This is a genomic window from Mucilaginibacter sediminis (assembly GCF_051903035.1).
GTDB lineage: Bacteria > Bacteroidota > Bacteroidia > Sphingobacteriales > Sphingobacteriaceae > Mucilaginibacter.
The window spans coordinates 5,503,609-5,523,742 of the sequence record NZ_CP170602.1 but is presented as its reverse complement, the minus strand read 5'-3'; the positions used below and the strand labels follow the sequence as shown (position 1 = coordinate 5,523,742).

The 20,134-nt window shown below is 44.8% G+C and carries 17 protein-coding genes; 6 read left to right on the top strand and 11 right to left on the bottom strand.

The annotated features are described in order from the left end of the window. Positions 1-535: 535 nt before the first annotated feature. The 4 genes from ACFGVS_RS22890 to ACFGVS_RS22875 all read right to left on the bottom strand — a co-directional run bounded on the left by ACFGVS_RS22890 (position 536) and on the right by ACFGVS_RS22875 (position 7,124). Positions 536-2,554, bottom strand: a complete 2,019-nt coding sequence (locus ACFGVS_RS22890; protein WP_439695715.1) for a M13 family metallopeptidase — start codon at positions 2,552-2,554, stop codon at positions 536-538. A gap of 298 nt (positions 2,555-2,852) precedes the next feature. Further along, positions 2,853-4,256, bottom strand: a complete 1,404-nt coding sequence (locus ACFGVS_RS22885) for an aminopeptidase P family protein (protein ID WP_439695714.1) — start codon at positions 4,254-4,256, stop codon at positions 2,853-2,855. A gap of 185 nt (positions 4,257-4,441) precedes the next feature. Continuing rightward, entirely contained in the window at positions 4,442-5,926 is a 1,485-nt protein-coding gene (crtD, locus tag ACFGVS_RS22880; protein WP_439695713.1) for a 1-hydroxycarotenoid 3,4-desaturase CrtD, read from the bottom strand. A gap of 178 nt (positions 5,927-6,104) precedes the next feature. Beyond that, on the bottom strand, positions 6,105-7,124 hold the full coding sequence (locus ACFGVS_RS22875) for a dipeptide epimerase (protein ID WP_439695712.1): 1,020 nt from the start codon (positions 7,122-7,124) through the stop codon (positions 6,105-6,107). 27 nt (positions 7,125-7,151) lie between these two features. Between ACFGVS_RS22875 and ACFGVS_RS22870 the strand changes: the two genes are divergently transcribed. Next, entirely contained in the window at positions 7,152-8,168 is a 1,017-nt protein-coding gene (locus tag ACFGVS_RS22870; protein WP_439695711.1) for a hypothetical protein, read from the top strand. Here ACFGVS_RS22870 and ACFGVS_RS22865 read toward each other — a convergent pair. The 4 genes from ACFGVS_RS22865 to ACFGVS_RS22850 form a co-directional block, all read right to left on the bottom strand. Continuing rightward, complete coding sequence (locus tag ACFGVS_RS22865; RefSeq protein ID WP_439695710.1) at positions 8,137-8,766, bottom strand: rhomboid family intramembrane serine protease; 630 nt, start codon at positions 8,764-8,766, stop codon at positions 8,137-8,139. The two genes, ACFGVS_RS22870 and ACFGVS_RS22865, sit on opposite strands and share 32 nt — an antisense overlap. After that, positions 8,767-10,512, bottom strand: a complete 1,746-nt coding sequence (locus tag ACFGVS_RS22860; protein ID WP_439695709.1) for a M14 family zinc carboxypeptidase — start codon at positions 10,510-10,512, stop codon at positions 8,767-8,769. 124 nt (positions 10,513-10,636) lie between these two features. Then, the gene (locus ACFGVS_RS22855) at positions 10,637-10,993 is read right to left on the bottom strand and encodes an MmcQ/YjbR family DNA-binding protein (RefSeq protein WP_274211071.1); all 357 of its coding nucleotides are present in this window, start codon (positions 10,991-10,993) and stop codon (positions 10,637-10,639) included. Between the two features lies 1 nt (position 10,994). Then, positions 10,995-11,738: a hypothetical protein gene (locus ACFGVS_RS22850; protein ID WP_274211072.1), complete on the bottom strand. Its 744-nt coding sequence runs from the start codon at positions 11,736-11,738 to the stop codon at positions 10,995-10,997. Between the two features lie 77 nt (positions 11,739-11,815). On the opposite strand from ACFGVS_RS22850, the gene pepT reads away from it, so the two are divergent. The 3 genes from pepT (at position 11,816) to ACFGVS_RS22835 (ending at position 14,334) form a co-directional block, all read left to right on the top strand. Next, complete coding sequence (gene pepT / locus ACFGVS_RS22845; RefSeq protein WP_439695708.1) at positions 11,816-13,066, top strand: peptidase T; 1,251 nt, start codon at positions 11,816-11,818, stop codon at positions 13,064-13,066. 91 nt (positions 13,067-13,157) lie between these two features. Then, positions 13,158-13,652: a GNAT family N-acetyltransferase gene (locus ACFGVS_RS22840; protein ID WP_274211074.1), complete on the top strand. Its 495-nt coding sequence runs from the start codon at positions 13,158-13,160 to the stop codon at positions 13,650-13,652. Positions 13,653-13,779: 127 nt separating this feature from the next. Further along, entirely contained in the window at positions 13,780-14,334 is a 555-nt protein-coding gene (locus tag ACFGVS_RS22835; RefSeq protein ID WP_274211075.1) for a DinB family protein, read from the top strand. A 145-nt stretch (positions 14,335-14,479) separates the two neighbouring features. On the opposite strand, the gene ACFGVS_RS22830 is transcribed toward ACFGVS_RS22835, so the two are convergent. Both ACFGVS_RS22830 and pdhA read right to left on the bottom strand, forming a co-directional pair. Beyond that, positions 14,480-16,135, bottom strand: a complete 1,656-nt coding sequence (locus ACFGVS_RS22830; protein WP_274211076.1) for a pyruvate dehydrogenase complex dihydrolipoamide acetyltransferase — start codon at positions 16,133-16,135, stop codon at positions 14,480-14,482. 112 nt (positions 16,136-16,247) lie between these two features. Further along, positions 16,248-17,243 (bottom strand): pyruvate dehydrogenase (acetyl-transferring) E1 component subunit alpha, encoded by a 996-nt coding sequence (gene pdhA / locus ACFGVS_RS22825; RefSeq protein ID WP_090652067.1) that lies wholly within the window; start codon positions 17,241-17,243, stop codon positions 16,248-16,250. Positions 17,244-17,747: 504 nt separating this feature from the next. On the opposite strand from pdhA, the gene ACFGVS_RS22820 reads away from it, so the two are divergent. Both ACFGVS_RS22820 and ACFGVS_RS22815 read left to right on the top strand, forming a co-directional pair. After that, complete coding sequence (locus tag ACFGVS_RS22820; protein ID WP_090652069.1) at positions 17,748-18,338, top strand: C40 family peptidase; 591 nt, start codon at positions 17,748-17,750, stop codon at positions 18,336-18,338. Between the two features lie 40 nt (positions 18,339-18,378). Further along, a complete protein-coding gene (locus tag ACFGVS_RS22815; RefSeq protein ID WP_439695707.1) occupies positions 18,379-19,542 on the top strand; it encodes a CapA family protein in 1,164 nt (387 codons plus the stop codon). Between the two features lie 36 nt (positions 19,543-19,578). On the opposite strand, the gene ACFGVS_RS22810 is transcribed toward ACFGVS_RS22815, so the two are convergent. Next, entirely contained in the window at positions 19,579-20,088 is a 510-nt protein-coding gene (locus ACFGVS_RS22810) for a phosphoribosyltransferase family protein (protein ID WP_090652071.1), read from the bottom strand. Positions 20,089-20,134 lie beyond the last annotated feature (46 nt).

Sequence of the window (20,134 nt, the reverse complement as noted above, 5' to 3'; positions counted from 1 at the left end):
TTTTGTATTATTAGGCAGGGCTAAAAGGGTAATGCGATTTTATATAGGTTATCCTCCCTAACAATCTTAACCCTCTGATCTCCCGGTTAAGCCCATACCCTCTGTTGCCTCCTGGCACCAACAAACACAAAACATCTTACAAGCTCCCAAACTGCGGAAAGCATCAATTCAATGTTAACCATGATAAATTACAAACAACTGATTATCAAATATTTATAATTAATTTATATAAAATGTGTTAAGTTATGTTAACCATGTTTCAGCCTGTGGTCGGGATTTTTTGTTTAACGGTTTTCGCGTTAGTGATTGAACCGGATACCGGCCTCGCGCCTAATGCCTTGTGCGCGTATGAGGGGAAAGCACGGCCCGTTTCTACCAACGGGAACGCCCATGAAATTAGTTTGGTTGAGGGTTTCTACAAGCGAGGGGAGGTAGGGATCAAACGCCTGATTTAAGCCCTACCTCCCCTTCCCCAAGGAAGGAATCGCACATTCCCTGCGCTTTTATTTTCTTCCGGACAGCAATTGCTATCTTCCTACCAAATCTTAACCCTCTGCTCCTCCGCCTTGTAATTTTTATCGCCCGGCTGCACATTAAATGCCTTATAAAACGGGGCGAAATTCATTAATGGGCCATTTACACGCCACATGGCGGGCGAGTGGGGGTTGGTGTTTACGTAGGTGCGCAGGAAGGCATCGCGGGTTTTTACGCGCCAGATGCGGGCTATGGACAGGAAGAAGCGCTGGTCGGGCGTAAAGCCGTCAATTTTGGTGTTGCCTTTGCCTTGTTCGGTCATTTTAAAGGCGTCGTAGGCTATGGCTATGCCGCCGTTGTCGGCGGTGTTTTCGCCCAGGGTGAGCGCGCCTTTGATGTGTACGGTATCTAAAACAGTAAACGAGCCATATAAATTGGCCAGCTGTTTTGTTTTAGCCCTAAACTTTTCGTAATCCTCTTTTGTCCACCAGTTTTTTACGTTGCCGTCTTTATCAAACTGCGCGCCCTGGTCGTCAAAGGCGTGGGTCATTTCGTGGCCAATTACCATGCCTATGCCGCCATAATTGATAGCATCGTCTGCCGCAAAGTCGAAATAAGGAAATTGCAGGATGCCCGCCGGGAAAACAACCTCGTTAAACGAGGGGTTGTAATAAGCGGTAACCGTAGATGGCGTTGTGCCCCATTCTGTTTTATCAACCGGCTTGTTCAGTTTGGCCAATTGAAACTGGTAGTCGTTTTGTTTAAGCCACAGGATGTTTTCAAAGTATTTGGTGCGGTTAATTTGTACCTTATCGTAATTGCGCCATTTATCGGGGTAGCCTAATTTTTTGGTGATGGCGTATAGTTTTTCTTTTGCTTTTTGTTTGGTGCTGTCGCTCATCCAGTCCAGGTGGTTGATCCTGTTTTCGAACGATTTTTGCAGGTTGTTTACCAATACCAGCACCCGTTTTTTGGCATCGTCGTTAAAATATCGTTTTACGTACAACTGCCCCAAAGCCTGCCCCAGGTAATTGTCGACGTTTTGCGTCATGATTTGCCTGCGGGTTTTTTGTACGGCCTGCCCATTTAATACTTTGTTAAACTCAAACGAGGCATCTACAAAGGGCTTGCTCAATATTTCGGCGTAGTTTTGGAGGGTGGCAGCTTTTAAATAAATTTTCCAGTCGGTGATGGGCACCGATTTCAACAGTCCGTTCAACTTATCGTAATAAGCTGGCTGGCCCATGTCCAGCGAGTCGGTTTTGGCACCCAGTTCGGCAAGTAATGTTGGCCAGCCTATGTTAGCCTGTGTTTTGCTGATGGCGGCAACCGCTACCTTATGGTAATTGGCGTTAACATCCCTTAATTGGATATTGGTTTTATGCGATGCCGCATTTTGCTGCTCGATCCCGTAAGCAATAGCTGCATTTTTTGAGGCGGCGGCAGGGCTGCTCCCGGTTAACCGGAACAGGGTGCTTATGTATTTTTTGTAGGCCTGCTGAATGCCAAGCGTAGATGAATCTGTTTTAAAATAATAATCCCTTTCTGGCAAACCAATGCCGGTTTGCGATGCATGGGCAATATTGATGCTGCTGTTTTTGTTATCGGGATAAATACCAAAGTCGATAATGAGGCCGTTCCCGGCTTTTAGCTGCGCGGCTACAAATTTGATGAGTGAGGGCACGTTGGCAATGGCATCAATTTGTGCCAGTACCGGTTTAATGGGCTGGTACCCGCGCTGGTTAATGGTTGCGGTATCCATACCGGAGGCGTAAAAATCGCCCACCTTCTGGTCGATACTGCCCATGGGGTTCCGGGCTTTTGAAACGCTATCCAGGATGTTTTGCAGCAGCAATTTTTGCGGGATGTTCATGAAGCTGTACGACCCCACGCCCGATTGATCGGAAGCAATTTTTGCGGTATCGTACCAGCGTCCGTTAACAAAGCGAAAGAAATTATCGCCGGGTTTTGTCAGGGAGTCGATGCCGGCAACATCAACAAAACCTTTTTTGTGATCGTCCTGGTATTTCCAGGCACCCAAAACAACTAACGCTACACACAGGTAAAATACTTTATTCATAAACAGTCAATTTGTTTAAAGGTAATAATTTAGGAATATGTTGGGGAATGAAATTAAAAAAGGGGGAGCGTCGTTCTACGTCCACTCTCAAAAGGGAATTGCATAGGGGGCTTTTGTCTTTTTAAAACCCCTTACTTTTTGTTCCCCTCTCGAGAGGGGAATCGCACATGGGCCGGGGCTCAGAGCTTCAGGAGGCGTTTGCACTACCGGCAATTGCTTCGTGCCTCTCAATGACGGTAGTTTTTATATTGCTAAATCAAAAAACCATCTGCACATCTGAAATCTGGAATCTGCGCATCTACCCCTTCAACCCCTCTATCTCCTTCAAACTCTTGGGTAAGTACTTACCCAGCAAATGGCTGCCGGTATCGGTTATCAAAAAGTTATCCTCTATCCTAATCCCGCCGAAATCTCGGTAGGTGTTTAGCACGTCGTAGTTGATAAAATCGACGTATTTGTGTTCGGCCTGCCAGCGGTCGATGAGTTCGGGGATGATGTAGATGCCGGGTTCGATGGTGAGCACGTAGCCGGCTTCCAGCTCGCGGCCCAGGCGCAGGGATTTGAGGCCGAAAACGGTGGTTTCTTTTTTCAGGGTGTCGGTGTAGCCTACGTAGTGTTCGCCCAGGTCCTCCATATCGTGGGTATCCATGCCCAGCATGTGGCCCAGTCCGCATTGAAAAAACATGGTATGCGCGCCGGCTGCAACGGCTTCAGCAGGGTCGCCTTTCATGATGCCGGCCTGGCTCAGCCCTTCTACCAGTTTCTGGCAGGCGGCCAGGTGAATATCTTTGTATCGTACGCCCGGTTTCAGCATGCTGATGGCGTGGTCCATGGAGTTAAGCACCACCTCGTATAGTTCGGCCTGGCGGGTAGTAAACCGTTCGCCAACGGGCACGGTGCGGGTAAGGTCGCCGCCATAGTGCATGGCATTTTCGGCGCCTATATCGCAAAGCAGCATCTGGCCTTCCTGCAGGGTATGGCCGTAGTAATGGGTGTGCAGGGTTTCGCCGCGGGGCGTAATAATGGCCGGGTAACCCAGGCGCGAGTTGGCCGCAATGGCTACCTCGTTGGCTTTGGCCACCAACTCGTAGCCCTTAATGCCGGGGCGGGTATTTTTAATAACGGCCAGCTGCATATCTACACTAATGGATACCGCTTTTTCCATTTCGGCAATCTCCAGTGGGGTTTTAATCACCCGCTGGGCAATTACGGCTTTGATGAGTTTTACCGATACATGATCGGCCACATCCTGCAGGCTTACATTGAGCCAGGCGGCCAGTTTAATTTTATTTTCGGGGCGGTAGGGCGGCAGTATGTGCACCTTGCGCCCGGTGGTTTGCGCTTTGTGGATGTAGTGGATAATATCGTTGTACGGGCGGGTTTGTGTAACGCCAACCAGGGCGGCCATTTCGCTCACGGTGGGCAGTACGCCTGTCCAGATAATGTCGTCGATGCTCAACTCGTTGCCGAAGATCAGGGCCTCGCCGGTGTCGGTATCTATCACTGCGGCCAGCCCGGCAACATCCAGCCCGAAGTAATACAGAAAACTGCTATCCTGGCGGTAGCTGAAATGGTTATCCTTATAGTTCATGCTGCTTTCCTCGTTGCCCAGCAACACGATGAGGCCATCATTGGCCATGCCTTGAGTTAACACTTGCCGCCTACCGGCATAAACCTGCTTATCGAATAGTTGAAGATCCATGCCGCAAATATAAGCCCCCTAACCCCCTGAAGGGGGAACTTTGGGGGGAAAATTTTTAACAAAAATAGGCGTACTTTTTAAAGTGATAAAAAGTGTTAATTTTTGTAATTTTTTTATTGAAATAATAGCAGGTTTGTGTGTGTTTTTTGCTATAAAAGCACGCTTTTTTGAACAAAAAACGTACTTTAAGAAGTTGGAGAAAAATCATCGGCAATCCACCCGCTTACGATTTTTGCCGAGAGTAAACAGAGCGGAATCCCACCGCCCGGATGGACACTCCCGCCGCAAAAATACAGGTTTTCAATTTTGGACGATTTATTGGCATGCCGCAAAAATGCCGCAAACCGGCTGTTGCTGCTGGTGCCATACAACGAGCCCTGGTACGATGAAGTTTTGGTTTGGATACGCCGCGGGTCGAGCATGGTTTCGGAAACAATGAGGCTTTCGATATCGTCGCCCAAAATACGGGTGAGTTTCTTGAGGATGTTTTCGCGGGCGGTGGCAATCAGTGTATCCCATTCCTGCCCCACATTGGCCGGTACGTTGATCATGGTAAACCAGTTTTCGCAGCGGCCGGGGGCATCATCCGGCTTGTATTTACAGCTGATATTGAGATAGATAGTAGGATCATGAAAGATGTTTTTATCCTTCCAGATATGGTCAAACTCGGCTTTGTAATCGGTGCTGAAAAAGATGTTATGCAAATCAAGTTCTGGAAACCGCCTGCTGATACCCCAGTAAAATATCAGCGCCGAGCTGCTACGCTCCTGGCCAAGGATTCTCTTAGGAAACAACCCGGGATACGACTTGAGCAGCCTTTGATAGGTAAACCAAACATCCATGTTGGATATGATGACATCTCCGTTGATTACGTTACCTGCTACCTTAAGGCCGGTAGCTTTGAGGTCATCTAAAAGAATCTCATCTGCTTTTGAGTTGTAATGAAATATAACACCCAATGATTCGGCCAGTTTAACCAAACTGCTGGTGATGCTAAACATACCACCAACAGGAAAATAAGCGCCGTAATGCTGCTCTAAATGCGGTATCACGTTCAGGGTAGCCGGGGCTGCATACGGGTTTGATCCATTGTAAGTGGCATACCTGTCATAAAACTGCACCAGGCGGTCATCTTTAAAATAGCCCGCGTTGGCCTTGTGCATTGTCCGGAAGGCATCTATTCCCGGTAGCCCCAAAACCGACTTTGCAGTATCCCGGCTCAAAAATGTTTTAAGCCTGTGCAGCGATTGTTCCAGGAAAACGTGATTGGTTATATTGTAGATAGTTGCACTGTTGGCCAGGTATTTTTTTACTGATGCAACAGGTTCGCCGGTAACATTACTTACCTCGGCGGCAAATTGCTCAGTATCAGCATAAGCGTTTAATTGGGTGCCGTCTTCATAAAAGTACCGGCAAACTTTATCCAGCTTCTGGTAGCAAAAAAAATCTTTAGGGTTTTTACCTGCAAGGGTAAAAAGCTCATCCACGTACTGCGGCATGGTAAACAGGCTTGGCCCGGCATCAAAGCGAAAACCATCCTGTTCAAATTCAGATAGTTTACCGCCAGGATAGCTGTTCGCCTCAAAAACCTCAACCTGGTGCCCTTGCACCGCAAGCCTTATCGCTGTCGCGATGCCCGCTATGCCCGAACCGATGATTAATGCTTTCATTTCACACGAATGTCACGAATTTAGGCGAATTACACGAATCTTAAACAGACACGAATTTATGAGACACGAATTTCACCAATTGAATCGAATTCCACGAATGTTATATATCGGGCAAATTATTTGAATTTATCTTACCAGGCAGATTTGAGAAAATTCGCTTTACTTCGTGAAATTCGTGTTAATTAAAATTGGTGTGAATCCCCAATCCGGGGTCGTTATTTAAGATATACTTGCCATCGGCAAAACCGGGCATCTGGTAGGGGTTGTTGCTTACCAGGAAGGGGCCGTCCAGGTCAACCCAATCGCATTGGGGGGCGAGGGCTAAACCGGCCAATGCGGCGCAACTGGTTTCGGTCATGCAACCAATCATAATTTGCAGGCCCAGTTCGCGTGCTTTGTTTATCATTCGTTTAGCTTCATACATCCCGCCCGATTTCATGAGTTTGATATTGATGCCCGAGTATACGCCTTTGGCTTTCTCTACGTCCTCAAAGCGTTGCACGGCCTCATCACCAATAATAGGAATAGGGCTGCGCTCTGTGAGCCAGGCATTGCTATCCGGGTCGGTTTTAAGCATGGGTTGCTCTATCAGTTGTACACCCTGCTCCTGCAGCCAGTAAGTCATATCCAGGCTTTGCTGCAAATCTGTCCAGCCCTGGTTGGCATCTACGTATAATGGCACGTCTGTAACCGAACGAATGGTGCTTATGAGTTCTTTATCGGTATCGCGGCCAAGCTTTACCTTAATCACTTTAAAATCTTCGGCTTCCTTTACTTTTTTGATGATCATCTCGGGCGTATCAATGCCGATAGTGAAACTGGTTACGGGCATCAGGGCCGGGTTGCTGCCAAAAAGCTGCCAGCAGGGCTGCCCTTTAATTTTGCCATCCAGGTCATGCAGGGCAATGTCAATCGCCGCCTTTACCGCAGGATTACCGGGCGCAATACTATCTAAGTAACTGATTATCGACCCAAAATCAAATGGATAACTAAACCGGCCTATATCAACTTTACTTAAAAACTCGGTGGCGCTTTGGTGGCTTTCGCCCATGTAAGGCACCATTGATGCTTCCCCGTAACCGGTAAAGCCTTCATGTTTTACCTGCACCAGCGTAACCGGCGTGGTGGTGCGCGAAAATTTGGCTATGGTAAAAGCGTGTTTAAGTTGTAATTCGAAGAGTTGATATGTCAGTTCCATGTTAAAAACCAAAGCTAAAAGTTTAGAATGAATTTCGTGCTTATCTTTGCGGCCATGCCGGCACAAATTTATTCACCGTTTCAGCGTTTTAATTTCAGCAACAGCAAATGTTTCCTCACGGGCGAGACTTTAAATTCTGAAGAAGAAAAGATACAGGTTTTTCCGCAATGGCTCATGAGCCGTTATAACCTGGAAGACCAGCCCTTTAAATTGCTCGACGAAAGTATGGCCAATTACAAGGACCTAAAACTGCCTTGCAGCGCCGCCATCAACGAACAATATTTGGAACCGCTGGAAGCCGAAATAGCCGCCGCCTTTGAAACGGGCTATGAGGCTGTAAAACAACTTGATGATTTTAAACTTTTTCAATGGGCCGGCAAATTACTATACGGAATAATTTTTAACGAAATACAGGCCGGCATCCGCCAGCAACATGCGCAGGGCGAAGAGTTTAATATTTCGCAGGCTATTATTCACCGGTTTAGCAACCTGCACCTGATGCTGCAAACGCTTAACCTGCCTATTGAACTGGATGGGTTTAAACCTTACAGCATCGCTTTGTTTAAGGTTGACAATGCCGACAGCGTTTTTGGCTATCGCGATGAGATCAACACGCTTACATTCTCGCTGCGGATAAAAGACTTTGGCCTGGTAATATGCCTGCAGGATAATGGTTCAAATGGCCGCTATCACCAGGAAATGCTGGATAAAATTGCCGATCAGCCCTTACACCCCATTCAGTTTGAGGAGGTGAACGCGCGCTTCTTTTACTCGGCCTACCTGTTTAACCGCCTGCCCGAGTATGAGGTGATGCCCGTTGGCGATACTATTTACATAGAAGCCGCTCCCTTACGCGGCACCAGCAGCAAACCCTTGTTTGATGATTGGATGAACAAAACCTATGGCCAGGTACTGGAAAGCTTTTGGAAAAACTGGGGGTTTCTGCTGTTAGAGATCATCAAAAACCCAAATGCACCCATGAGCTTCCTGTTTAATGCCAATGGCGATTTTGTTAATGCCCAATTGATTGAATTGCCGCGCTGATTTGTTGAATAAACGACGGAAGAACAGGCGGGTTTAGCAAAATTGTAATCAGCAAACCACTTAATGCACCGTAAAGGTGTGCATCATGATTGATATTATCCCTGCTGTATTTGGACGCATAGCTGCAATAAACCAGGTATAAAATGCCAAATATATAGGCGGGGATTTGAACCGGTAATAGTATTATTCCCATCCTGGCTGTGGGGTAGTACAGTATTGCTCCAAATACTACGGCGCTGATTGCGCCGGACGCCCCAAGACTGTAGTAACTATAATTTTCCCGGTGTTTTAGTACCGATGGCATATCGCTCAAAACCAGGCTTACCATATATAGGAGTGCAAATTGCCAATGCCCTATTTGTGCTTCAAGTGCGAAAGCAAAATAATAAAACGATATCATATTAAATGCCAGGTGCATGATATCCTTATGGATAAAACCGCTGGTAATAATGGTATAAACATAATGTCCGCGCGATACATTATACGGATGCAACATGAGTTTACCATACAGGTTTTGATTGTAAAACGCCATTACGGAAACAATAAGCGTTATAGCAAATATTAAAGATGCTACAGGTGTTGCGATAAGGTATTCCATTTATTTAAGGTCGAGTTTGGTATCATTTAAAATGCGGCCTACCGGGTAGCGCATGTATGTTTTTTCAAAGTAAGGCGAATTTTTATATACAAAAAACAGCTGCGCCTGCGCGCTGTTGGCCAGTTGCGGGTCTTTTGTTTTGGCATCATCCAGCTTTTGTTTCAGGGCGGGATCTTTCTTTAGCAGGTCGGTGGCTTTATCTTCAAAAACATAGTCCGAAAAGTATTCCTTTTCGCCCAGCATCGAATCAAAAAAGTTCCAGGCAAAAAATGAATCAACACCCTGTGGTTCCAATGTTTCTATAATATACCGGTTAATGGCCTGGTTGGTATATACAACGTAATCGCCTGCATAAAATTTCACGGCCATATCAACGGGGTTTAATTGCACACTGCTATGCAGGTAATGGCCTTCAAACGGGCGTGTTGGTGTTTTAATATCGCCAAAGTAATACATCTGCAGGTTTAACGTGGTATCATGTGCCAGTTGCTGCATTTTTACGCCGTTCAGCTTAAACAAATCTATCACTTTGCCCCATGCCTGTGGTATTATGTAAGCCAGGGGCTTATCAGCTGTCGCGGTTGTTTTATAGGTATTGTAAAATTTAATAACTTTGGTGTAAGGCTTACTCCTGTCATAATACAAGCGTTTTAGCCCGCTTACATCGCTGGTTTTGTAGCCGGCCTCGTACCCTTTAAAGGTGATGGTATCCACCGTTTTCATATCCACCTCCCATTTTAAGGGGAATGTTTTTTGGCTGATAACGGCCGCATCGGCTTTTTTCTTCAGGTCGCCAATCAGTTTAGCATCACGCTGATTTATGTCAATCAAATGCTGCATAAAATCATACGTTGCATAAACCCTTTTGTCAAAGGTTTTTAACATATGGGTTTCAGTAATATAGCTGATGATGTTATGCTGGGCAGTAAAGCCGGTTGCAAACCGGGGCGTTTCCAAAAAGCTCACGATACCCGAGTCTGGCAGGCCTTCTTCACCTGCGCCATAAGGGATCATCTCATAACCGCTTTTTTTCATGTGGGTATACAGGTATGGCGTCATTGTTTTGGCAGTATAATCGGCCAGTATCGGGTTTTGCTTGTCTTTCTGGGTTTCTATCAGTGTCATCACATACTGATAGTCGGCCCCATCACTGGTGTGGTTATCTAAAAACACTTCCGGTTTCCAGGTGGTTAATATCTGTGTAAAAGCAAGCGCGTTGCGGCTATCAGCTTTAATAAAGTCACGGTTTAAATCAAGGTTGCGGTAGTTGCCACGGAAGCCATAGGCTACCGGTCCGTTTTGGCTTACACGACTTTGGCCGCGGTTAAGGTTGCCATCGATGTTATAAAGCGCAATTAAACAAATCACAACATCTTTTGGCAACTGGTTCTTTTTAAGCAGATCGCGCACCAACATCATGCTGGCATCAATCCCTTCCGGCTCGCCGGGGTGAATACCGTTGTTGATAAGCAATACGCGTTTATCCTGTTTTTTTATCAGCGCGGGATCGAAAACACCATTTTTTGATAGCACAATCAATGTTAACGGTTTACCCACATCGGTTGTACCGTAATTAATCATTTTCATTTGCTGCGGATACAGTTTATTTACCTTTTGATAGTAACTAATTACCTCGGCATAGGTAGCCGTATAGTTTTTATCCTTGCTGAGCTCAAACGGCGTTAACTGGGCATTAGCACTGATACAAACAAAAAAAAGAAGTATAGCCGATAAAAATGATCTCATGAAATTACTTTTGGCCAAAGATAGAATCAAGCGTGAAGATTCAAGGTTTAAGATGTGGAATAATTCCGTTACAAATGGGGGAGAAAAGAATCGAGATTCAAAGACAGCTGCAAAACATTCGCTGCTATGTTAAATCCGAGAGCTCTGCCTGCAGTTTTTTTGATAAACTTTTTACCACCTGCTCATAAGAGTGGTCAATCATTTCGCAAAGCTGCCTGCGGGTTAAAGAGCCATCCATATAAACCGTGTTCCATAATTTTTTATTCATATGATAGCCGGGGATTACCTCCGGATAACGCTCGCGCAGTTCAATGGCAAGTTCGGGGTCGCATTTCACGTTAAAGCGGTTGCCTTCTGTAAGGCCAATCAACAGGAATATCTTTTCGGCAACTTTAAACACAAGGGTTTCCTCGCCAAAGGGCAGGCCTTCGGTGGTACCTGGTTTTTGCAGGCAATAATCGCGCAATTCCTCTACGTTCAATTTACTGGAATTTTCTGACAAGTTTGGTGTAAGAAGTAGTATTACCAAAGTTATATTTAAAACCAATGGTTACAAAAGTGTACTGATCCGTGGCGTTATTTTTGTATTTCGCCGTTGGGTCGTTATAGCCATCAAGTCCTTCTCCGGGAGCAAAATAATGTTGAATCCCTAAATCAATGCCGTACCGCGGCTGATCATAATCATCATAAATTTTAAATTCGTAACCAAACCTGATCGGAATAATAATATTCACGCTGTTATCAGCGCCCCTAAAACCTTCAGTATCGCCTATGGCCGCGTTTAGCGGATATTGGTTATAACGTTGAATCCTGGTCATGTTGTTATGAATAACACCCAAACCGGTCCCTAAATAGAAGCCCTTAATACGGTCTAAAATCCAGCTACCATCATAATCCATTATCTCGCCTGCCTGCACGTCGCCATGGATATTAAAAGAAAGGTATGAATTCGTAAAATACCGGCCAGAGGCATCTACAGCGGGAGTTGTACCTCCGCCAGAGAAAGTGCCTTTTTGCAATTCGGCCGTAATGGGAAAATAGGGGCTAAAATTGTAAACAAAATTTAAACTAAATGCCGGGTGGTAGTCCTGCTTTTTTAAATCTGCTTCGGCTTTGCCGTAGCTTGCGCTAAAACCTGCACCAAACTCGTAATAGTTAAACCCACTTTGCGCTTTAACTGTTGCAACCGTGAAGCCTAAAACAAAAAACAGAATATATTTTTTCAATGTTAATTTTTATCAATATTTACAAAAGCACCTGTTGTTTTTTACAAATGGCTTTAAAATTTTTACTAATATAGCTTATGAGTTTTAATTCCCCGCTAAGTTTTACAGTGACCGACCGCTTTTTACGGTATGTTGCCATTGATACGCAATCAGACCCCACTTCGGTTACGTTTCCATCAACAGAAAAGCAAAAAAATTTAAGCCGCCTGTTGGTTGATGAGTTGCTGGCCATGGGTGTACATGACGCCCACCTGGATGAATTTGGTTACGTATACGCCACTATTCCATCAAATACAAACAAGCAAGTGCCTGTAATTTGCTTTTGCTCGCACGTGGATACAGCGCCCGATTGCAGCGGCGCCAATGTAAAACCCATTGTACATAAAAACTACCAGGGCCAGGATATTATACTTCCTGATGATAACACCCAGGTTATTAAACTGGCAGAGCATCCCGATCTTAAAAATCAATTTGGACATGATGTAATAACAGCCAGCGGCACAACCCTGTTGGGCGCTGATAACAAGGCCGGTGTTGCCGAAATTATGGATGCCTGTTACCAGCTAATCAATCATCCCGAAATAAAGCATGGCGATATCAGGATATTATTTACCCCTGATGAAGAAGTAGGGCACGGGGTAGATCATGTTGATATTGCCAAACTTGGTGCTTATGCTGCCTATACCATTGATGGCGAAAGCGCCGGCAATATGGAAAATGAAACCTTTAGCGCCGATGGCGCCCGGCTGATCATACAAGGTGTAAGCGCCCACCCCGGCTTTGCAAAGGGTAAAATGGAAAGCGCTATAAAGATAGCCGGCGAAATTATAGCGGCTTTGCCGGATGAACTATCGCCCGAGCATACGGAAGCCATGCAGGGCTTTGTGCATCCCGTGAGCATAGAAGGCCATATTGAAACGGCTGGTATTGATTTTATAATCCGCGATTTTGACGAGGATAATTTGAAAAGCCATGCGGAGGTAATTCGAAAAACGGCCAATAAAGTTTTAAAGCGATACCCAAATTCTGCCTATACCTTAACCATCAGCCAGCAGTACCGTAATATGAAAAATGTGCTGGAGCAGCATCCCGAAATTGTTGCCAACGCCATGGAAGCCATAAACCGTACGGGCTTAACCGCCAAATTATGCAGTATACGGGGCGGCACCGATGGTTCCAGGCTATCGTTCATGGGCCTGCCCTGCCCCAACATTTTTGCCGGCGAACACGCGTTTCACAGCAAGCAGGAGTGGGTATCGGTACAGGATATGCAAAAGGCGGTAGAAACCATTTTGCATCTTTGTATGATATGGGAAGAAAAAGCGTGAACCGGAGACGGAGGCCGGTGGCCTGAGGACAGACCGCAGAAAACCGACTACAGAAAACCGTCCACAGACAACAGAAAACCGACTACAGATTATGTATATTATAAGAAAGGCAACAGTTAACGATATTGATACCATACTGCAAATAGCTGATACCACCTGGTGGGCAACCTACTCGGCTATATTGGAGCGAGAGCAAATTGAATTTATGCTGGCCGAGATTTATTCGGCAGAAAAAATAGAAAAGCAGGTAAGCGATAACCTGCAAACCTACTTGCTACTGGAAGAAGAGGGCACACCTGTAGCTTTTGCTGCATACTCGCCGCGCGATGAAAACCCCGACATCTACAAGCTGCATAAATTATACTGCCTGCCCCAAACGCAAGGTAAAGGCTACGGCAAAATATTGATAAACGAAGTAGCGGAAAAGACCGGGGAGGCAGGAAAAAAAGTTCTCGAACTTAACGTAAACCGGTATAACCAGGCCAAATCATTTTATGAAAAAATGGGCTTTGTAATTGCTTATGAAGAAGACATCGCCATAGGCCCTTACTGGATGAACGATTATGTGATGCGAAAAGAATTGTAAGGAACGACTCTGTTTCTGCCGACAGTAAGGAGTAAAACATGTCGCAAATCGCCCTTTAAATGTCCATATTACCCCGGCCAAATAACATTATGCCTGCCGATATTTGATTATCAATCAACAAAGTATTATGGAGAAGCAGACAATAAACGCACCCGGCAACAATTTACCAGAGCCTTTAACTATTTCGCTTGATTCGACTATTAATGAATTGCTGCAGGTTATAGCATCAATTAAACCCGCCGATTTCAATCGTTTACCACAACCAGGATCATGGACACCGGCGCAGCACCTGGAGCATCTGCGACTTTCATTGCAGGGCGCAGTTTCAACTTTAAACGGCCCGGTAAAAGTTACGCCACGCAGCCCCGATCAATATGTTGATGTAATAAAAGGCATATTTTTAGATTTTGATGCCAAATACCCTGCAGCCCCTACATTAATACCCGATGATAAGGATTATGATAAAACCCTGCTGAACGATGAACTTTCGTCCGTTTCTGAGAAGCTTAAAGAAATTGTACTAAACCAGGACCTGACAGGGACTTGCCTTGCACCCGAATTTACCGGAATAGGCTTACTTACCCGGTTGGAATGGGCAGCCGTTGCTATTTACCATGCTTACAGGCATGTGCATAAGCTGAATGCCCTTGTACAAGACTTTACGACGTTAGCTGGAAGCTGACACCATAGTTGCAACGGGCTGTAAGCCCGCGGCAGCTATAGCCCGCAACAGCGTTATTTTTAAATATAAAAGAGCGACGAGGTATCCCCATCGCTCTTTTATATTTAAAAATCCGAAATCGAAATTCCGAAATCCGAAATCGAAATTATATCAACAATCTAACCGGTTCTTCCAGTAACGATTTTAGCGTTTGCAGGAAGGCTGCGGCAGTAGCGCCGTCAACCACGCGGTGATCTGCGCTCAGGGTAACTTTCATGATATTACCTGGCACCACAGCGCCGTTTTTAACAACCGGAACAGCCTGGATGCCGCTTACTGCAAGTATGCACGCGTTTGGTGTGTTAATAATAGCGGTAAATTCATCAACACCAAACATACCAAGGTTTGATATGGTGAAGGTTGAGCCTTCCATTTCGGCAGGTTGTAATTTTTTAGATTTTGCTTTACCGGCAAACTCTTTTACCTCAACCGAGATATGGCTTAACGATTTACCATCGGCAAATTTAATTACCGGTACCAGCAGGCCTTCATCAACAGCAACGGCAACACCAATATGAATATGCTCGTTAGTGCGTATTTTATCGCCCAGGAATGATGAATTAATAGCAGGGTGTTGTTTTAAGGCAACCGCGCAGGCTTTTAACACAAAATCATTAAACGATATTTTAACCGGAGCCACATCATTAATGCGGGTACGGGCTGCAATAGCCTGATCCATATCAATGCTCATGGTTACGTAGAAATGCGGAGCGGTAAATAAGCTTTCGCTTAAGCGACGGCTAATAGCCTTACGCATTTGCGTAACCGCCCTTTCGGTAAATTTCTCTTCGCCGGTATAGGTTGGCAATACAACAGGTGCTTTTGCAGGAGCAGCAGGTGCCGATGCAGGAGCAGCAGCCGGTGTTGGCTCAGCAGCCGGTTTAGCAGCTGGTGTATATTCTTCAACATCTTTTTTAATAATGCGGCCGCCTTCGGCACTGCCTTTTACATCATTAAGGTTGATGCCTTTATCTTTTGCTATTTTACGTGCAAGCGGCGATGCTTTAACGCGGCTGTCATCAGCAGCTGATGAAGCGGCAGGAGCTGCATCAGCACTTTCGGTTTTTGCTTCCGGAGCGGCTTGTTCAGCAGCAGGCGCGGCAGATTCCGAACCAGCGTCTTGTAATAAAGGCGTAATATCGGTTCCCTCTTTACCCACAATGGCAATAATGCCGTTAACTGGTACCGATTCGCCTTCTTTTACACCAATGTACAATAAAGTGCCGGCTTCGTAACCAACAACTTCCATAGTAGCCTTATCAGTTGCCACATCGGCCAATGAATCATCAGCCTTTACCTTATCACCTACCTTAAAGTTCCATTTTTCAATGGTACCCTCGGTCATGGTATCGCTTAAAAGCGGCATGCGTATAACCGTAGCCGGTATGCTTGATAAATCAACCTTTGGTGCAGCTGTAGCTACAGGTTTTTTATCGGCAACAGGTGCTGGTTCAGCCGCTTTCTCTTCTTTCTTCGCGGCAGGTTCGCTACCACTATCTGCCAGCGCGGTTTTGTAATCTTCGCCTTCCTTACCAATTACGGCAATAACCGCATCAACCGGAACAGCTGCACCTTCTTCAACACCTATAAATAACAAGGTGCCATCCTGGTACGATTCAAAATCCATGGTAGCTTTATCAGTTTCAACCTCGGCCAATACATCGCCTGATTTTACTTTATCGCCAACTTTTTTATGCCATTTAGCCAATACCCCTTCGGTCATGGTATCGCTCATTTTAGGCATCTTAACTACTTCGGCCATATACTTTTTATATGTGTTATAATTTTAGTAATAACTTTTTAGGTCCTAAGTCTGGAGTCTTAAGTTCTAAGTCAAAAAACTTAAGACTTAGAGCTTAAGACTTTCGACTTAATTAATCTCTAATGTATGGATAATCTTCCTGAACGTATACGTCGGTATATAGTTCAGAAGCCTCTGGCCATGGCGATTCTTCGGCAAATTGAACCGCTTCATCAACAATAGCTTTAATTTTTGCGTCAATTTCCTCAAACCATTTATCGTCGGCATACTGCTTTTCAACAATCGTTTGTTTAGTCATTTCAATCGGATCTTTTGCCTTGTAGCTTTCCAATTCTTCTTTGGTACGATATTTCTGCGGATCTGACATAGAGTGACCTTTAAAGCGGTAAGTACGCATCTCTAAAAAGGTTGGGCCTTCACCTGCACGGGCACGCGAAATAGCTTCGTCCATCGCAACGTGTACTGCGGCAGGGTCCATACCATCAACAGCCGATGAAGGGATACCATAAGGTAAGCCTAATTTATAAATATCAGTTTGGATAGTTGTACGCTCAACAGAAGTACCCATGGCGTAACCGTTATTTTCGCAAATAAAAATTACAGGTAGTTTCCAAAGCGCGGCCATATTAAAGGTTTCGGTAAGTGCGCCCTGGCGTACAGCACCATCGCCCATGTAGGTGATGTTCACAAACTCGGTACCTTTATATTTTTCGGCAAAAGCAACACCTGCACCAAGTGGCACCTGGCCGCCTACTATACCGTGACCGCCATAAAAGTGTTTGCTTTTATCAAACATGTGCATTGATCCCCCTTTGCCTTTTGAGCATCCGGTTGCTTTACCATACATTTCGGCCATGATAGCTTTAGGCTCAACGCCTTTGGCCAAAGCATGGGCGTGATCGCGGTATGCGGTTATCATGCTGTCTTCCTGTTTCATTACAGACATGGCACCGGCCAATACGGCCTCCTGCCCAATGTACAGGTGACAAAAGCCCCTGATTTTTTGTTGTCCGTATAGTTGTCCTGTCTTTTCTTCGAACTTACGCATCAACAGCATTTGTTCGTACCACATCAGGTAAGTGTCCTTAGTTATTTCGATTGAACTCATGTATTTAAACAGTCAATTTCTTGGAGTAAAGCGCAAATCTAATTATATCCTTTAAATTACCGAAACCGGAACCAAATGTTATGCAGTTTTATTTTTTATTTCTTATAGCGTGCATTTGGTAAGCAATATCGGCAGCATTTTGTTTGATTTGCCAAACTTTATAAGGCTGATTTTAATTTTCGCCAAAGGATTTCTGCTAACTTTCTGTGTTTGAACTGTTAAAAAACGGTAATTGTCCTGTTTTTTAGATTCTTTTTTGCTCAATTTTGAAATAAATTATGATTCGTGGTCAAAAAGGGTAACTATAAATATTCATCCTTCGTAATAGGATTAGCTTTATATTAATAACATTTTTAGTAAAGCCCTTATATTTATATTTTTTGAAAAAAAAGCACGTTTTATTTGCAATTTTAAAAAATATGGATAGTTTTGTATTCAACGATAGACAAAGTGTCTGATTTAATAAACAATTTGTTGGCCCTAACAACAATTTTAACGGATTAAATGAAGAAATTTGCCCTGGCTATTGCCCTAATGTTCACTGTTTTAGCTTCGCAAGCTCAAACAAAAACCACTCCAACTGTAACTGAGGATAAAACCGACGAGCAGGAAGGTTTAGCGAAAACGTACTTATCCCAAATTATGGGTGTTGCCTTGTCAGCAACCTCAAACATGAAACTTTTTCACTTTGTTTATGATTGGATTGGTACCCCTTACCATTTTGGCGGAGAATCAAGAAAAGGCATCGATTGCTCGGCATTCACCAAAGAGTTATATAGCGAGGTTTTTAACCTGGATATTAAAAGAAGCTCACGCGATATTTTCAGCATGGTTAACCCTGTTGGTAAAGACGAATTAAAAGAAGGCGACCTTGTTTTCTTTAAAATTCACAGCCGCCGCATTTCCCATGTAGGCATTTACCTGGGCGATGGAAAGTTTGCCCATGCCTCATCAAGAGGCGTAGCGATAAGCAGCCTCGACGATAATTATTACAGTCGTTACTTTTATAAAGGCGGTCGTTTGTTAGCCTCATTTAAAGATCAGCTAACCAACAGCAACGTTGCAACAAATACCGACGACGATAATAGCAACTAAAGAAATTCAATAAAATACTTAATTTAGTCCCGTCATAAACATGAAGGGACTTTTTTTTTATACCAAACCTTGTTCACTGCCTGTTGTAACCTGCCTGGTTATACTTTTGCAGGCTTGCCAAACACCGCCACCAAAACACGTTGCTGTTAAGCAACAAAAGGCTGCAGTTCCCAAACCGACACCTCCAAAACCCCAACCCATTGTACCCGATTCGCTTTGTATTGCCGCCATGGGCGATATTATGCTGGGCACTTCCTATCCTAATAATGCTACCCTGCCGCCAGATAGCGCCATAAACAGTTTTAATGCAGTAAAGCCCGATCTGAAAGGTGCAAACGTGATATTCGGTAACCTTGAAGGATCTCTGTTAGATTCCGGCGATCCGGCGCATTACAAATTGCATCAAAAAAGCAAAGCCTTCCTGTTCAGGATGCCTACAAAATATGCTTCAGTTTTAAAGAGCGCCGGATTTAACGTGCTTAGCCTTGCCAATAACCATATCGGCGATTTTGATATTAAAGGTCGCAACAGCACCACACAAACATTGGATAGCCTCGGTATTCATTATGCAGGGCTGCTGATAAAGCCATCAACCGTTTTTGAAGTAAATGGCATCAAATATGGCTTTTGTTCATTTGCACCCAACGCCAACACAGTTCCAATACTTGATTTGAAGGGCGCTGCCAGCATCATCAGCGAATTAAAGCAACGATGTGATGTGGTGATTGTATCTTTTCATGGTGGCGGCGAGGGTGTTGATTATGAGCATGTGCCCCGTAAAATGGAAAGCTATATTAATGAAAAGCGTGGCGATGTATATGCCTTTGCCCATAATGCTATTGATGCCGGCGCCGACCTCATTTTTGGGAACGGCCCGCATGTTAACCGCGCCATGGAGTTGTATAAAAACAGGCTTATCGCTTACAGCCTGGGCAATTTTTGCACTTACCGCAGCGTGAGCGTTGCCGGTGTTTGCGGCTTTGCTCCGCTATTGAAAGTATACGTTAATAAAAAGGGCGAGTTTTTAAAAGGTAATATCATTTCATTCAGGCAGACGCATGACAGCGGCCTTAAACGCGATACCCTAAATAGTGCAGCCACCAGGATCAGGATGTTGAGCGACAGCGACTTTGCAGGGGGAGGCCTTCATATTTCAGATCGCGGTGAGGTTGTAGTGCCCCAGGAAGAACTGAGCAGCAACTAATAAACGGGCAGCGAGGCACTAACTTAGTTAACCTTCCTATCTCAAATAAACCGCGTCCTCTTCACCCTCTTCGTCCATCACAACATCTACATGTTCTTTTATAACAGTTGATAAAGCCATGCCGGCAAAATCAGTAGTTATCGGGAAGCTTTTGTGATTACGATCTATTAAAACAGCCGTCCGTAGTTTTTTCAAGGGTACATCAAGGAAAACCCCGAAGCCATAAGCAAGGGTTTTGCCGCTGTTTAATACATCATCAACCAGTATCACTACTTTGTTGCTACAGGCATTTACGTCAAAATCTATATTGGCCTGCAGGCTGCTGCTTTGCTTATCCAATTCAATAGATAATAGTTTGCTGCTAAATGGAGCGATGTTATCCAAAATGGCTTTCAGGCGACCGGCTATGTGGTTGCCACGGGGCAATATGCCGGCTATAAGTATCTCTTCCTCGTCAAAATTATCTTCCAGTATCTGGTAAGCCATACGGTCCAGCTTTTGCTGTATCTGCTGCCGGTTTAATATCAGGAGTTTCTTTTCGGGCATGGGAAGAAAGCTTTGTAAGTTTTAACGGAGAACCGTTATAATGTTG